The organism is Shimia sp. MIT1388, from assembly GCF_047124445.1.
Lineage (GTDB): Bacteria > Pseudomonadota > Alphaproteobacteria > Rhodobacterales > Rhodobacteraceae > Shimia.
In genome coordinates this window covers 3,022,362-3,037,464 of the sequence record NZ_CP138921.1, presented here as the reverse complement: position 1 = coordinate 3,037,464, position 15,103 = coordinate 3,022,362, and the positions used below count along the sequence as shown (strand labels likewise).

Genomic DNA, 15,103 nt, shown 5'->3' with positions numbered 1-15,103 from the left:
TGATTGAACTCATTCTTTCACCGCGCCTGCCGTCAAACCGGCGACGAGGTACTTTTGTAGGAACAGGAAGATGAGCATGACCGGTAGGACACCTACCAAGGCCGCGGCCATCATTTCGTTCCAGGTCACCGACTGATAGCCGATGAATTCGAACAGACCGGCAGGCAACGGCTGCAGCTCACGGGTCTGGTTGAATGTGATTGCGAACAGGAACTGCTGGGCGTAGGCGCCGATGAAGACGGCAACGCTCACCACGATCAGGCCAGGCACGGCCAGCGGCAGAACAACACGGCGCAGGGTGTACATACGGGAGGCCCCGTCAACAAAAGCCGCTTCTTCCAGTTCGCGTGGAATTTTCTCCAGGTAAGAGCGCAGCAGCCAGATACCGGTTGGGATCAGGAAGGCCACGCCGGGCACGATCATCGCCCAGTAGGTGTTCAGCAGGCCCATGGTGCGCAACACGCGATACAGTGGGATCAGCAGAACAGCGCCGGTGAACATGTTCACGCCCAGGAAGATACCCAGAGTGATGTTTTTGAACGGGAACTGCAGGCGGGCATAGGCGTAGGCCGCAGGCACCACAAAGAACATCGTGATCAGGGTCACCGAGGTGGCGATGAAGATCGAATTGAAGATGTAACGTCCCAGCAGCGGCACGGTCACCCACATGTCCTTATAGGCCTGGAAGCTGAAGTCGTCGGACCAGAACTGATAAGGGCTGCGGAACAGGTGCTCCAGAGGGCGCAGGGACGCCATGAACATTTCGAAAAACGGCAGCAGGATGAAGGTCAGGAAGATAGCCAGAGCGGCGTAAATGCCCACCATTTGCAGTTTGGAATAGCGATCCATCATATCACTTCACCCCGTAGCGTTTGTTAATTTTGTTCAGGAAGAACAAGTAGATGAGCGAGAATGCGGCGAGCAGGACAACGATGATCACGGCCCGTGCGGCACCTTCGCCGAATTTGTAGTTCCCAATCGCAACTTTGTAGGTGTCGATGATCAGGGTGGTGGTTGCGCCACGTGGGCCACCTTCGGTCAAAATCCAGATGATTTCGAAGCTGTTGAAGGTGAAGATCGCGGACAAGAGCGCCATGGAGACAATCACCGGCATGATCTGCGGAATGGTGATGCGGCGGAAGCGGTACCAGCGACCGGCGCCGTCTACCCAAGCGGCCTCATAGAGGTCACGGGACACACCCTGCATGGCGGCCAGGAAGAACAGGGTTACCATTGGAGTACCAACCCAGACGTCGGTGACAACGGCGGAGTAGAAGGCGGAGGATTTGTAGGCGAGGAATTCAAACGGGCCGTCGGTGATGCCCAGTTTCATCATCACGCCGGACAGAACGCCGAAATAGCCATTATAGAGCCACAACCAGCCGATACAGCCAATCGCCATTGGAATAACCCAAGGCGGCATCACCAAGACACGGAACAGGGCGCGGCCCGGAACAGCGGCATTCAGAAGTGTCGCGCCGATCAGGCCCATCACCAGCTTGATGCCCACAGAGAGGAACATCCAATAAAAGGTGCGGACAACGGTCTGGTGAAATTTGCGGCTGTCGGCCAGGTCTTGGTAGTTTTCCAAGCCAATAAACTCTTCGCCTCCCAAGCCGGCGTCCATAAAGGACAGGCGGATTGTTTCGGCCAAAGGCCAGGCAACAATCACAGCGATGAAAATCATCGCCGGAGCCACAAGCAACCATCCGAAGAGACCTTCAGACATGGAGCGGCTACGGGCGTCGGCGGCTGGTTGTGATGCCTGTGCGGATAGTTCGGCCATCAATTTCCCCCCTTGGTTTCATGCAGCGAATCAGTGAGCGAATCACCGCGTTGCAATTATGGTACCCCAAAAATGCCAAAATGCTACCAATATAATACCAAAATAGGTGTTGTGGAAATTGCCAAGCTTTTACAATATGATATGAGATAGTTTCCAAAGGGCTCTTGCGTAACTTTGGTAGATTGGTACTGTTTTTTAGACCATGTCAGGAAACCAAATGACCATTGCAGACACGATCTTTAATCCGGAGACCTGGTATCGCGCCGGCCGTGGGCCGCGGTATCAGCAGCTGTCCCGGCACATCGCGACGGAGATCCGCACGGGGCGTCTGCAACCGGGGGATCAGTTGCCGCCGGAGCGCGATTTGGCAGAGAAGGCGGACATCAGCCGTGTGACGGTACGCAAGGCTGTGGCGCAACTGGTAGAGGAAGGGCTTATCGAGCAGCGCCGTGGCGCGGGCTCTTTTGTTGCCGAAGCCTCGCCGCGTCTGGAGCAGTCCTTGTCCTCGCTTGTGTCCTTTACGGAAACCATGCAGGCGCGTGGCATGACGGCCACGTCGGAGGTTCTTTCGCGGGGGTTGTTCTCCCCCAATCCAGACGAAATGGTCACGCTGGGCCTGGCAGCGCATGAAAAGGTCGCGCGTATCAATCGGTTGCGCAGCGCAGGCGGTGTGCCCATTGCGCTGGAGAGTTCGTCTCTGCCGCGTGACATTTTGCAGGACCCGGAGCAGATCGAGACCTCTCTCTATGCGCTTCTGCGGAAAAACAACAGCGCGCCCATGCGCGCCATTCAGCGCGTCACGGCACTCAACTTGTCGCCGACAGATGCGGACTTGATGAAACTGCCGGAAGGCAGCGCCGTTCTGCAGATTGTGCGGACCGGCTACCTGAGTTCCGGGCGTCCCATTGAGCTGACACGCGGGCTTTATCGCTCAGACATTTACGACTTTGTTTCCGAACTCAGATTGGACTGACATGCACTACGATAGCCGCATCACGGGCGACACCATCACATGTGTTTTCACACCGGAGCGCGCCCTGACGGCCCCGGTTTTCTGTTTCTCCGGCATGGGGCCATTTGAGGCGCTTTCAGGTGGAACAGTGACAAGAACGCTGGGCAGCTACACCGAGGTTGCCCTGCCAAATCTCAAGGCGAATGAAGCCTATACGTTGGAGATCCAGTATGCGGGTGGGTTCAAACCTGCCAACCGCGCTTGGTTGCCGCTTGGTCCGTATCTGCGTCATGGCAAGGAGATTATCGAACTGCCCAAGGCTGATTCCGGCTGCCGCCCGCAGGTCTTGCCGGACCTGGGCCCAATCGACGGCCTGCCGCTGGTGCCGCAGCCGCAGAGCTGGACACCAGCTGAAGGCGTGCTTGAGGTTTCTGGGTTTGTCTGTGATCGTCCAGCGTTTGAAAACGTGGCGGACCTGGCCGCGCGTCGCGGTTGGCCTTTTGCGGGTGACACCGAGGTGTCTGTTGAGGCTGCAGACTTGCCAGAAGATGCTTATGAGCTGGAAATTTCCGAAGACGGCGTGATCCTCCGTGCTGGTGATTTTGGCGGCGAGTTCTACGGCGCGATCACCCTATTGACGTTGCTGCAACACGGTGCGCTGCCTTGTGGCGTGATCAAGGATGCACCGCGCTTTGCCTGGCGAGGACAGCATCTGGACACCGCGCGCCATTACTATGAACCGCAGACCATTTTGGACCTGCTGGACTTGATGGCGCTGTTGAAATTCAACCGCTTCCATTGGCATTTTGCTGATGATGAGTCCTTCCGTTTGGAGATCGAGTGCTTCCCGGAGCTGTGGCAGAAGACGGCGATCTGTGGCGAAGGCCACCTGTTGCCGGCACTGTTCTCCGGTGCGGTTGAGGCCGGTGGCAGCTATTCAAAAGGCACCGCGCAGGAGATCATCGCCCACGCCAAGGCGCTCAACATCGAGGTGTTGCCGGAAATCGAAGTACCTGCGCATGCGATTGCCCTGACTCATGTGTTCCCGGAGTTGCGCGATCCAAGCGACAACGGTGCCGAGGTCAGCGTACAGGGTTACAAAGGCAATGCGGTGAACCCGGCGATCGCCCGCACTTGGGATGTGCTGGAAGCAATCATGGCCGAGGTCGGCGCGTTGTTTCCGTTCAATCACCTGCATCTTGGCTGTGATGAATTGCCGGAAGGCACCTGGATGGGCAGCCCGTTGGCGCGGGATCTGATGCAGCGTGAAGGTCTGGACACCACTGACGACCTGCAAGGCTGGATGATGCAGAAGCTGGGGACAAAGGCCGTGGAAAACGGACAGCGGCCTTGTGCTTGGGAAGAGGCTGCCAAAGGCTCTAACGGCGGGATTGCCAATGGGGCGATCCTGTTCAGCTGGACCGGACAGGGACCGGGTTTGGAAGCGGCGCGCAATGGCTATGACGTGGTCATGAGCCCGGCGCAGCATGTTTATCTCGACATGGCGCACACCAGCGACAAGGACGACTGGGGTGCAAATTGGGCTGCGTTTGTCTCGCTTACAGACACGATCAACTGGGAGCCGGTGCCGGAAGCGGACCTCGCGGAGCGCATCATTGGCGTGCAGGGCACCTTCTGGTCAGAGTTCACCACACAGGACGATCAGCTCTGGCCAATGTTGATGCCGCGCATGTTGGGTGTCAGCTCCAAAGCCTGGCAGGTCGAGTGCGTGAGTGCCGACGACTTGATCCGTTTGGCGCATGTCTACAACGCTCTGCCAGGGGCAGAGGTCTGGACTGGGTAGATCGGGGAAACTGGTGCCGCTGATAGGACTCGAACCTACGACCCCATCATTACGAATGACGTGCTCTACCAGCTGAGCTACAGCGGCGCCGATGCGGTGTATAAAAGTGCCCCGCAGCCAAGGCAAGCCCATTTCAAAACGCGCGCTTCGGTGCGCGTTTTCTTTGTGTAAGGCGGCGCGTTAGAAAATGTGCCGGAATTGTGAATTTCCCACAAATTAAACATGTGCCATCAAGACACCTTTAATCTCTTTCCCCCTATTTAGAGGGAACGCTGCGGCGCGGCGCGTGCCACTTTGGAGGCGTTGATGCCTGCGGTAAGTTTGGTCATTTTGAAGCGAAGAGGGTTTGGTATGCACGGTGACGACAACACGCTGCTCTTCGTGGACACGGTCTCCCATTCTTTTCGTCCTGCCACAAGTGGCTGGTTTGGCCCCAAGGTGGAAACCCGTCCTATCCACAACGTGACGCTTCGCGTGGCGCAGGGGGAGGTTGTCGGCATCGTTGGCAAACGCACGGCGGGGAAAAAGACGTTGGCGCGGACCATCCTGGGTCTCGCAAAGCCGGAGACGGGTCAGGTGACCTTTCTGGGACAGGACATTGCCAAGCTGACCCGCGCGGACAAGCGCAAGTTGCGGCCCTTGATGCGGCAGGTGACGCCGCAATCGGTTGCGGAACTGGATGAGAGCCTGACCTCCCACGCGCTGTTGAAGGAAGCCCTGGTCGACGCCAAAGTCAGCAACGCGGATGAGCAGAAGCGGCGCATCGCAGAGGCCCTGCGGCTTGTTGGTCTCGATCATGTTGCGGCGCAAAGCGAGCTTGAGGATTTGTCGCTGTTTCAGCAGCAGTTGGTGGCGATTGCCCATGCCATTGTCACCCGCCCACGGCTTGTGGTGGTGCAGGATCCAGCGCAGGGATTGGATGTGTCGGTGCAGGCGCGCCTTCTGGATGTGCTGTTGAAGCTTCAGGACGAGTTGCAGCTCTCCATGGTGATTTCCAGCACGGATATTGTGATGCTGGGCAGCCTATGTGATCGGATGGTTGTGCTCCGGTCCGGAGAGATTGTCGAAGAGGGGCTTGCGCAGCAATTGCTGGAAACGCCGCAGCACGAGCATACGAAGATGCTGTTGCAGCAGGCGCGGGACAAAGAGAAGGCGGCCTGATTACTCGGGAGTGAGTTCTTGCCGTCCCTGTTCGGTGAGATGCCAGACGCGCCCGTTTTCAAACACAGCCGCAGTGATCGCCTGTCCATATCCAGCGCCGGTGTCCAGGTTTACGTGATTGCCAAGGTGCGTGGGGCGGACCACCGGCGTGTGACCATGCACCACCAGCCAGGGGTGAGGGTGCGGATAGTCTAGAAACTCTTCTCTGATCCAGCACAAATCGTCATCCAGCTGATCTTCCAAAGCCACCTCGGGGCGGATGCCGGCGTGCACAAACAACAGGTTGCCGTGCAGCTTGGTGTACGGCAGCTGCGTTAAAAAGGTGACGTGCTCATCGGGCACTGTCGCGCGGGCGTCGGCGTGGATTTCAGACAGGCGCGCTTCGGCGTCAAAGGTGAGGCCATAGGAGGCGAGGGTCACCCGTCCGCCAAGGCGCTCATGAAGCCAATAGAGGTCGGGCCGCAGACGCATGTCGACACGCGGGGACGGCTCCAGAAAGTAGCGGAACATGCGGTCATGGTTGCCAGTTAGAACGGTCCAGTTTCGACCCTGTTCCAGCCCATTGAGCACAAAATCAATCACGCCCTTGCTGTCAGGGCCGCGGTCTACAAGGTCTCCAAGAAACACGATTTCTGCCGCATGTCCGCCATCGGCGTCGATGAGGTCCACCACCGCTTCAAGCTTGTCCAGATGTCCGTGAATATCGCCAATGGCATAAATCGGTGTGGTCATAAAAATCGCCTCAAATTGCCGGGTCACAAAACCAAAAAAGCGCCGCCCGGGAAAGGGCGACGCTTGTAAAACTTCGGTGACAAAACCGCTTAAGCGACGTCAAACACCAGTGGTTTGATCTGGCGGAACATGTCGGTTTCGGCCAGCTTGGCGCGGGCGTCTGCTGGAACCGGTTCATCCACATACAGGAGCGCAATGGCTTCGCCGCCCACATCCGCGCGGCCCAAGGTAAAGTTCGCGATGTTGACGCCATTGTCACCCAGGGTCTGACCCAGCGTACCGATGATGCCCGGTACGTCTTCGTTGGTGGTGTAGAGCATGTTTTCACCCACTTCGGCGTCGATGTTGATGCCTTTGATCTGGATGAAACGTGGCTTGCCATCAGAGAAAACGGTGCCCGCAATGGAACGTTCGCGTTTGTCGGTCACCACGGTCACTTTGATGTAGCCATCAAAGGTGCCGGACTTGTCCTGGTTGGTGGTGGAGATCTGAATGCCACGCTCTTTGGCCACAACCGGGGCGGAAACCATGTTCACGTCCGGGTTGGCTTTTTTCATGATGCCCGCCACAACAGAGCAGTTCAGCGCCGCAAGGTTCATGTCGGAGACAACCCCGTCATAGAGGATGTTGATGGCTTTGATCGGCTCGTCGGTCATCTGACCGGAGAAAGAGCCAAGGTGGTCGGCCAGCTTGATCCATGGACCCATGACTTTGGCTTCCTCAGCCGTCACGGATGGCATGTTCAACGCGTTTTCCACCGCGCCGGTCAGCAGGTAGTTGGACATCTGCTCGGCAACCTGCAGCGCCACGTTTTCCTGCGCTTCGGTTGTTGCTGCGCCCAGGTGCGGGGTGCAGACGACGTTTGGCAGGTTGAACAGGGCGTTTTCCTTGGCGGGCTCTTCTTTGAACACGTCAAAGGCGGCGCCAGCGACATGGCCGGATTTCAGCAACTCAGCCAGCGCTTCTTCGTCTACCAGGCCACCACGGGCACAGTTGATGATGCGCACGCCTTTTTTGGTTTTGGCGAGGTTTTCGGCGGAGAGGATGTTCGCAGTCTGCTCGGTAAACGGCACGTGCAGGGTGATGAAGTCGGCGCGGGGCAGCAGCTCTTCGAGCTCAACTTTCTCAACACCCATTTTTGCGGCTTTTTCTTCAGAGAGGAAGGGGTCGTAGGCGATCACTTTCATCTTCAGGCCACGAGCACGGTCACAGACGATGCCGCCGATGTTGCCTGCGCCAATCACGCCGAGGGTTTTGTTGGTCAGCTCGGTGCCCATGAACTTGGACTTTTCCCATTTGCCTGCGTGGGTGGACTCGCTGGCCTCAGGGATCTGACGCGCCACGGCGAACATCATGGCAATCGCGTGTTCGGCGGTGGTGATCATGTTGCCAAATGGCGTGTTCATCACGATCACGCCTTTCTTGGAGGCGGCTTCTTTGTCGACATTGTCGGTACCGATGCCGGCGCGGCCGATGACTTTGAGGTTGTCAGCTTTTTCCAGCAGTTTGGCGGTGGCTTTGGTGGCGGAGCGGATTGCCAGACCGTCATATTGGCCGATCACTTCGGCCAGTTTGTCTTTGTCCTTGCCGAGGTCAGGCATGAAGTCGACGTCGATGCCACGATCACGGAAGATCTGAACGGCGGTTTCGCTGAGTTTGTCGGAAACGAGTACTTTGGGAGCCATGTGGAGCGTCCTTTGATGTCGGGGGCCGGGTGCGGCCTGAATGGATTTGGTAGGGTCGCGCCAGACCCTGGGTGGGTGCTGAAAGCGCCCTCCCGTGGGGAGGGTCGGGCGCGGCCCGGCGTCGCCGCCGGGCAAGATGCTCTTACGCTTGCGCTGCGATCTCGGCCTCAAAGGCCCATGTCAGCCACGGCAGCATGGCTTCCAGATCCGCGGTCTCAACTGTGCCACCACACCAGATGCGCAGACCGGCTGGCGCGTCGCGGTAGGCGCCGATGTCCAGCGCGATGTTTTCCGCTTCCAGACGTTTGGCCACGGCCTTGGCGAAGGCTGCACCGTCCTGAATGCGATCATCGGTGAACTTCAGACACACGGAGGTGTTGGAGCGGGTTACGGCGTCTTCGGCCAGGTTGGCGATCCAGTCGTTCGCGTCGCAGAAGTCAAACACGGCTTTGGCGTTTGCGTCTGCGCGGGCGATCAGGCCTTTCAGGCCACCTTCGGAGCGGGCCCAGTCCAGCGCGAAGAGGTAGTCTTCGACAGCCAGCATCGACGGTGTGTTGATGGTCGCGCCGGTGAAGATGCCTTCGATCAGCTTGCCGCCTTTGGTCAGGCGGAAGATTTTTGGCAGCGGCCAGGCCGGGGTGTAGCTTTCCAGACGTTCAACAGCACGTGGCGACAGAACGATCACTCCATGCGCGGCCTCACCGCCCAGCACTTTCTGCCAGGAGAAAGTGGTCACATCCAGCTTGTCCCATGGCAGGTCCATGGCGAAAGCGGCGGAGGTGGCGTCACAGATGGTCAGACCTTCGCGGTCGTCTGCAATCCAGTCCGAATTTGGCACGCGCACGCCAGAGGTGGTGCCGTTCCAGGTGAAGACTACGTCGTTGTTTTTGCTGTCCACGGTGGCGAGATCAACGATCTGACCATAGTCGGCGGTTTTGACTTCAGCGTCGATTTTCAGCTGTTTCACAACATCAGTGACCCAGCCTGCGCCGAAGCTTTCCCATGCGAGCATTTCAACTTTACGCGCGCCCAGTAGGGACCAGAGCGCCATTTCAACCGCGCCGGTGTCGGACGCCGGCACAATGCCAATGCGGTAATCTGCGGGGATGCCCAAAACTTCGCGGGTGCCTTCGATGGCGTCCTTCAGCTTGGCTTTGCCAACAGCTGCGCGGTGGCTGCGACCCAGAGCGGCGTCGACCAGTTTAGTGACATCAAATGTGGGGGGTTTGGCACAAGGGCCAGAGGAAAAACGCGGGTTGGCCGGCCGCGTAGCCGGTTGCTGAGTAGCCATCAATGCTATCCTTACAGATAAATGCCTCTCGTTGGGGAGAGGTGTCCCACGGACCGAGATAGAAGGGATGCTGCGACTGCACAACAGGGAAAATGCGAGGTTCCGACAGTTTGCGGATCAAATGCGACGCGTTTTGACCACTATAGGAAACTTGTGAGAGCAAAAGCCGGTGGAACAGATTGCACCGGATACAATCCTTTACTGGCGTCCAGTTGTTTTGCGTGGTCTATGCAGGCGCAGATCATCCCGCGCGACTAACCGAGGACCCTGATGTATACCGCCACGCTTCTGACATCCCCGACATCTGCCAATTTGGACACTGCTTTGGTCGACAACCTGCGCAACGCCTGGGGCGGTGGGGACACTGTTTGGCTGGCACCGGATGAGGCGGCGGAGTTCAGCCTGCCTGCGATGCCGGACAACCGGTGGGACGTTTGGGCGGACCTGCAGAAGATGGGCGTGGACCTTGTGGTGCTGCCCACCGAGGGGCGTCGCAAGAAGATGCTGCTCGCGGATATGGACAGCACCATGATTGAGCAGGAGTGCATCGATGAACTGGCCGATGAGGCCGGTGTGGGGGAGCGGGTGAAAGACATCACCGCGCGGGCGATGAATGGTGAGCTGGACTTTGAAGGTGCGCTGACGGAGCGCGTGGGCCTGCTTGCAGGTCTGGATGAAAGCGTGATTGGCAAAGTGCTCGCCGAACGCATCACCTTTATGCCGGGCGGCAAGGCTCTGTTGGCGACAATGAAGGCGCAAGGCGCCTATGCGGCGCTGGTGTCCGGAGGATTTACCGCCTTTACCGCCAAAGTGGCGCGCGAGCTGGGGTTTGATGAGAACCGCGCCAACACCTTGTTGGCGGAAAATGGCAAGCTGACGGGAGATGTTGGCCGTCCGATCCTTGGGCGGGAGGCCAAGGTTCAGGCGCTCAAAGAAATCACTGAGCGCCTTGGGTTGGCCCACGATGATGTCATGGCCGTTGGGGATGGCGCCAATGATCTTGGCATGCTGGGTCTGGCTGGCGCTGGTGTTGCGCTGCATGCCAAACCTTCGGTGGCGGCAGAGTGCGACATCCGCATCAACCACGGGGATTTGACCGCGCTGCTTTATATTCAGGGTTACGCCAAATCCGACTTCGAAGGCGCCTGATCTGTGTTTGAGTTTGGACTGGAAGGCCTGCTGATCCTTTTGGCGGCGGGATTTTTTGCGGGGTTTGTCGACGCGATTGCGGGTGGCGGTGGGCTGATCACCCTACCGGCTTTGATGATCGCAGGTGTGCCACCGGTTGCCGCTTTGGCGACCAACAAGATCCAGGGTATGTTTGGCTCCGGCACCGCGGCGTATTCCTATGCCAAAAGCGGTTTGGTGAACCTGCGCGAACAGCTCTTGCCAGCCGGTCTGGCCTTTGCCGCCTCTTTGGCGGGGGCCCTGTTGGTCTCCGTGCTGCCCACCGATTGGATCCGTCTCATTCTGCCTGTGCTGCTGATTGGCATCGCGTTGTTCTTTGCCTTCCGCAAAGACCCGGGTGACATGGACAAAACCGCGCGTCTGTCGCCTTTGGCCTTCACTTGGACAGCGGTGCCCTTTGTGGGCGCGTATGATGGTTTGCTTGGGCCGGGGGCGGGCAGTTTCTACATGATCGCCTTTGTGGCGCTGGGTGGCTACGGCATTTTGAAAGCCACGGCCCATACCAAGCTTTTGAACTTTGCCTCCAACGTCGGCGGCTTGGCCGGGTTTATTTTGGTGGCGGAGCCGCTTTGGGCGATCGGTCTGGCGATGGGCGTGATGCAGATGCTTGGCGCGGCTCTGGGGGCCAAGATGGCAATGGCCAAAGGTGCAAAGCTCATCCGTCCGTTGCTTGTGGTCACATCCATGGTGCTGGCGCTGAAGCTGTTGTGGGACGTGCTGTGAGGCGAATTTCGGTGGTGCATTGTTCGCGAGACGGATGTCCCCACAAGCCAATCGTGACGATAGAATCGCTGACGGCTGCATCACAATTGGTTGCTCAGCGTAGATTTCGCTTATCTTTAGGTTGCAAACTTCCGCTGTAAGGTGTTTGTCTCTGCGGTGCAGAAACATTTACAAATCTTTCATAATAAGCGACACGGGAAGCAATCTTCCTAGATCTTACAAAGTCATAGTTGAATGAAAACAGTTTCCATATACGCCGCGCCGCTACTGGTCGCTGGGCTCATCACCTTGGCTCAGATGTTTGGGTTGACCTGGGCAGACGCTGGTTTGGCCGTGTTTACCTTCTTGCTGCACGCGCCTTCTTTGGTGCCCGTGCGCACCATTCGACAGAGTGTTGGGGCCAAACTGGGAGCCTTCCCGGAGGCGCCGCTTTTTGCCCTTATCTTTCTGGCTTGGGGCGCGGCGGCCATCCTGCATGGCTCTGCGGCTTATGCTTTGACGGCCGGGGCCGTGTTTTCCGTGTCGATAGGGATTCAGTTTGGCGTTGTTCGGGCGATTGATCTGATCGTGAAGAAAGCTCAGACTGTTGGTGCGCATAACCCCAACTTTCAAGCCAATCGTCTTATGACCTTGCTGAAACGCATTACGTTTGTGATGCGCGCAGCGACCGCAGGACTCTCTTTTCTGGTTCTCTGGAGCTTTGTGGCCAGTGGCGAAGGCGCCATCTGGTGGCTTCCAATTGCGGTCTTGGCCCCAGTTCTCTCCGTCATGGCAACCTATGGCAATGGTCAGAACTTGCTGGCCTTTGCCAAGCAGGCCGCTGAAACTGCAGAGGAAACCATAGCTGCGGCCTGTGCCGACAACCCGCCGACCTGTGCGATCTACTACTCCTCTGCGAAATCATCGCGGCATCGCCAACTGGCACCGACGATTGCGCGTCTCAAAGAGGCGGGTGTTGTCACGTCACTGATGAGTCGGGAGCAACATTCCACAGATGCCTGCAAGTTGGCCAATCCCGACCATTTGTGGCGGGCTTACACGCTTGATACTTTGGATACCTTCGCGCAGCCTTCTGTGAAAGCGGCTTTGTATCTCAATGATGCTGCCAAGAATACGCATTTCATTCGTTTTAACGAGATGGCCCATATCCTTGTGGCGCAAGATAGTCCGTTGTCCACACGCAGGCGGTTGCGCACTAATATGGCGGTCTACGATGCCATTGTTGCGCCGGATTCACAGGTGGCGGCGCTTTGGCGCCGGACCTCAGATCCTGAGGTGGCCTCTCGTGTGGTTGTTGTCGACCCAAATGCGGTTCCATTGCCGGAACTCGCGCCGGACAAAGACACGTTTTCGACACTCGCGCTGTGTTTGGAACCCGGTTCCGTACCTGCGCAGGATATGTACCACGCAGTGGAAGTCCTTCGATCGATCATCCGTTGGGTAGAGGTTGATCCCGATCGCCGATTGTTGGTGTCCTGTCAGGCGGATCCCGCTGTTGCGGAAACGGACACTGTGAAGCTGGATGCAGCCTATCTAGCGCTGCGCCAGGTTCTGAAAGCCGGCGCGGAAACCTCCGAGCAGGTGACGGTTTTGGAGGGGGCGGAAACACTGGTGCGTTCCACCGGCGATATTCTGATTGGCACCGGTACCGATGATTTGTGGAGCTATGCCCAATCCAAGCGGCCATTGCTGCTATTGGGGCCATGGTCGGAGCGCAGCGACGGCCGGCAGCTTTGGGGCAGCCAGGAAGATATTTTTACACAGTTGGATGCCGCCGCAACGGGGGCACATATCCCTGTGCCTGAAACATTTAGACGTCAAAGATTTAATTCGCTGGCAACGCTTATTGACGGCGTGTCTGAAGCCAAGCGAGCGGGAGTTTAGCCTGTGATTTTGTTAGTAGTTCTTTTGTGCCTTATAGTTTTGATTGAGTTGGCGTGCGTTAAGGTTCATCGCAAATCTGTCATGGATACACGTGTGTCCACGCTAAAAAGCACGGACTATTCTACACAGCGCCGTTCCAAAGTAATGGCAATGGCGCAAGGTGGGGCAGCCGCCTTTGTGTTGGTGCTTGCCGCTGTCCTTAAAATCACCCCAATCGCTTTGATTGTTACCTTTCTTTTTTATGCGGGTATCCGTGCCGGCACCGCCTTGGAAGATCGTGCCACCGCGAAAGATTCCCGTGCTTTGCGGTTGAGCAAGCTTTTTGTGGCCCGGGAAACATCGGATGCGCGGTTTGCCTTTTATTTCTCGGCCCCACGCCCACAGGACATCTACCACGTGACCATGTGGCTAGAGGCTCTCAAGTCGGTTGGGCACAAGTTCCTTGTGGTTGTGCGGGAACAACAGCATCTGTCGGAAGTTCCTGTATCTCAAGAGTTTGAATGTGTGACATTTGCCGGATTGCCAGTAAATCAACGCTTGCTTCCAGCTTCCTGCCGCGCCGTTTTCTATGCCAACAACAGCATGTTCAACATCGATGTCATTCGTGGGAACACGAAGATGGAGCATGTGCAACTTCTGCATGGCGACAGTGACAAACCGCCAAGTTTTAGTCCGGTGTCCAAAGCTTACAACAAACTGTTTGTGGCGGGTCAAATGGCGGTTGAGCGGTATGCCAACAATAATGTCGCTGTTGCCCCGGAGCGGTTCAGGATAGTGGGCCGGCCTCAAATTGAGCCTCAGGATGTGACGCCGAACAATCGCAAAACTGTCGTCTATATGACCACCTGGGCCGGCAATTTCGAGGACTCCAATTTTTCGTCCTTCAGCCAGTCGATCAAAATTCTGAAAACTGTTTCTGAACGCGGAGGCGTCGATGAAATAATTTTCAAGCCGCACCCCGTTTCTCAAAAAGACCCCAACTGGGAGAGCGTTCGGACGCAGTTTTTCGATTTGGCGCGGACGGCCAAAATACCGGTCAAATGGGCTGAACCAGAGGAAAGCCCTTTTGAGCTGTATGCCAAGGCTGATGTTCTGATTTCCGACATTTCCTCCACCATCATTGACTATCTGCATGGCGGTAAGCCCTACATTGTGACCAACCCGCAGGGGTTTTCAGATGAGGTTCTGAAAAATTACCCATCGGTGGACGGCGGCTACATGTGTTCGCAAAATGCCGACAACGTGGCTGATCTTGTCAAACTGGCATTGGACGAGGATCCGTTGGCGGAGGAGCGAGAGCGCGTGCGCCAGTTTGCTTTTGGCGATTTGGATCGTCCTCGCGGAGAGGCGTTCCGGGAAGCTTGCTGGGAGATCATCAGCAAGCCCGTCAAAACGAGTGATATGGCGTAATGGGTTAAAGTGGGGAGTGCAGTGGGTGTTTTGCGAAATAGTACCGCAGCAGCACACAGGCCCCGCAAGACCCAACCGGCAAAATATGGTACTCTGATCAAGCGCGCTCCTTTTGGTGGCGCGCTTGTTTCAGGACTTTCAAGACAGCTTACATGTCGGAAGGAGACGTACCATGCCCAAGTTTATGTTTATCTACCACGGTGGCGGGCGGCCTGAGACGCCGGAAGAAGGCGAGCAAGTCATGGCGGCCTGGATGAAATGGATGGAAGGCATCGGCGAGGATTTGGTCGATGGCGGCAATCCGGCGGGCATGTCCAAGACTGTGACGGTGCATGGCGTTGCCAACGACGGCGGCGCCAATCCGGTGTCAGGCTACACTCTGGTCAACGCGCCCGATATGGATGCGGCCTGCGAGATCGCCAAGGGCTGCCCCATCCTCGAACACGGCATGGGCACTGTGGAAGTCGCTGAGGCGATGGAGATGTAA

The 15,103-nt window shown here is 57.4% G+C and carries 13 protein-coding genes and 1 tRNA gene; 8 read left to right on the top strand and 6 right to left on the bottom strand.

Translation table 11 applies throughout. From position 1 onward, the window contains the following. Positions 1-9: 9 nt before the first annotated feature. The gene (locus tag SIB92_RS15090) at positions 10-852 is read right to left on the bottom strand and encodes a carbohydrate ABC transporter permease (protein WP_412552816.1); all 843 of its coding nucleotides are present in this window, start codon (positions 850-852) and stop codon (positions 10-12) included. A gap of 1 nt (position 853) precedes the next feature. Then, entirely contained in the window at positions 854-1,786 is a 933-nt protein-coding gene (locus tag SIB92_RS15085) for a carbohydrate ABC transporter permease (RefSeq protein WP_412552815.1), read from the bottom strand. A 217-nt stretch (positions 1,787-2,003) separates the two neighbouring features. Between SIB92_RS15085 and SIB92_RS15080 the strand changes: the two genes are divergently transcribed. Next, positions 2,004-2,759: a GntR family transcriptional regulator gene (locus SIB92_RS15080; protein WP_412552814.1), complete on the top strand. Its 756-nt coding sequence runs from the start codon at positions 2,004-2,006 to the stop codon at positions 2,757-2,759. Position 2,760: 1 nt separating this feature from the next. Continuing rightward, entirely contained in the window at positions 2,761-4,542 is a 1,782-nt protein-coding gene (locus SIB92_RS15075) for a beta-N-acetylhexosaminidase (RefSeq protein WP_412552813.1), read from the top strand. A gap of 11 nt (positions 4,543-4,553) precedes the next feature. On the opposite strand, the gene SIB92_RS15070 is transcribed toward SIB92_RS15075, so the two are convergent. Continuing rightward, positions 4,554-4,629 (bottom strand) — tRNA-Thr (locus tag SIB92_RS15070). A 264-nt stretch (positions 4,630-4,893) separates the two neighbouring features. On the opposite strand from SIB92_RS15070, the gene SIB92_RS15065 reads away from it, so the two are divergent. Then, positions 4,894-5,703, top strand: a complete 810-nt coding sequence (locus SIB92_RS15065; protein ID WP_412552812.1) for an ATP-binding cassette domain-containing protein — start codon at positions 4,894-4,896, stop codon at positions 5,701-5,703. Here the strand turns inward: SIB92_RS15065 and SIB92_RS15060 are convergent, their stop codons facing one another. The 3 genes from SIB92_RS15060 to SIB92_RS15050 all read right to left on the bottom strand — a co-directional run bounded on the left by SIB92_RS15060 (position 5,704) and on the right by SIB92_RS15050 (position 9,411). After that, positions 5,704-6,435, bottom strand: a complete 732-nt coding sequence (locus SIB92_RS15060) for a metallophosphoesterase family protein (RefSeq protein WP_412552811.1) — start codon at positions 6,433-6,435, stop codon at positions 5,704-5,706. It abuts the gene before it with no gap. An 89-nt stretch (positions 6,436-6,524) separates the two neighbouring features. Then, on the bottom strand, positions 6,525-8,120 hold the full coding sequence (gene serA / locus SIB92_RS15055) for a phosphoglycerate dehydrogenase (protein WP_412552810.1): 1,596 nt from the start codon (positions 8,118-8,120) through the stop codon (positions 6,525-6,527). 142 nt (positions 8,121-8,262) lie between these two features. Further along, positions 8,263-9,411 (bottom strand): phosphoserine transaminase, encoded by a 1,149-nt coding sequence (locus SIB92_RS15050; protein WP_412552809.1) that lies wholly within the window; start codon positions 9,409-9,411, stop codon positions 8,263-8,265. A 270-nt stretch (positions 9,412-9,681) separates the two neighbouring features. Here SIB92_RS15050 and serB point away from each other — a divergent pair, with 270 nt between their 5' ends. The 5 genes from serB (at position 9,682) to SIB92_RS15025 (ending at position 15,103) form a co-directional block, all read left to right on the top strand. Then, positions 9,682-10,560 (top strand): phosphoserine phosphatase SerB, encoded by an 879-nt coding sequence (gene serB, locus SIB92_RS15045; RefSeq protein ID WP_412552808.1) that lies wholly within the window; start codon positions 9,682-9,684, stop codon positions 10,558-10,560. Positions 10,561-10,563: 3 nt separating this feature from the next. Further along, on the top strand, positions 10,564-11,322 hold the full coding sequence (locus SIB92_RS15040; RefSeq protein ID WP_412552807.1) for a TSUP family transporter: 759 nt from the start codon (positions 10,564-10,566) through the stop codon (positions 11,320-11,322). A 234-nt stretch (positions 11,323-11,556) separates the two neighbouring features. Further along, on the top strand, positions 11,557-13,206 hold the full coding sequence (locus SIB92_RS15035) for a hypothetical protein (RefSeq protein WP_412552806.1): 1,650 nt from the start codon (positions 11,557-11,559) through the stop codon (positions 13,204-13,206). A gap of 81 nt (positions 13,207-13,287) precedes the next feature. Next, positions 13,288-14,616 carry a CDP-glycerol glycerophosphotransferase family protein gene (locus SIB92_RS15030; protein WP_412552805.1) on the top strand — a complete coding sequence of 443 codons (1,329 nt, stop codon included), beginning with the start codon at positions 13,288-13,290 and terminating at the stop codon, positions 14,614-14,616. 172 nt (positions 14,617-14,788) lie between these two features. Next, positions 14,789-15,103 (top strand): YciI family protein, encoded by a 315-nt coding sequence (locus SIB92_RS15025; RefSeq protein ID WP_412552804.1) that lies wholly within the window; start codon positions 14,789-14,791, stop codon positions 15,101-15,103.